The organism is Colwellia echini (assembly GCF_002843355.2).
Lineage (GTDB): Bacteria > Pseudomonadota > Gammaproteobacteria > Enterobacterales > Alteromonadaceae > Colwellia > Colwellia echini.
In genome coordinates this window covers 1-541 of sequence record NZ_PJAI02000088.1, presented here as the reverse complement: position 1 = coordinate 541, position 541 = coordinate 1, and the positions used below count along the sequence as shown (strand labels likewise).

1 protein-coding gene is annotated in these 541 nt (G+C 43.3%); it reads left to right on the top strand.

Annotated features, from left to right (window positions below; genetic code table 11):
- On the top strand, nucleotides 1–541 hold a 541-nt coding region (locus CWS31_RS17660), incomplete at both ends, for a hypothetical protein (protein WP_211355868.1).

The following is a 541-nucleotide window of genomic DNA, read 5'->3' as shown; positions in this document are numbered from 1 at the left end:
CGTTAAAAGATACGTTTAACCTTACGGCAACCGACGGCAGTTTATTAATCACAGATATCTCAGGATTTGAATTAATTGATGGTGTGGGTAATGCCACCTTAACAGGTGATACGACGAACACCTGGTTAGTTAATGCGAATAACGCAGGTACCTTAAACGGTATTAGTTTTACAGACTTTGTGAATTTAGTCGGCGGCAGTGGCATTGACAGTTTCACGGTAAATGCGGGTGTTTCTATTGGCGATATCGACGGTAAAAATGGCGCAAACACCTACACCATCAATGGTACGGCGGGTGCTATCACTGGTGGTGACAATGTAGATACCTTTGCCATTGGTACAGCGGGTAACACTGGAGCCCTTGTTGGCGGCCTTGGTGATGATGTTTTCAATATTAGTAATGGTGAAGCTAATAGAGTTGCAAGTATTTCCGGTGGTGATGGTGATGACACGGTTGCAATTTCTGATGTAGAGGTGGTTACTGCTTCAATTGATGCTGGTTCAGGTGGTACGAATAAAGATATTTTTGAATTTACTGGGAC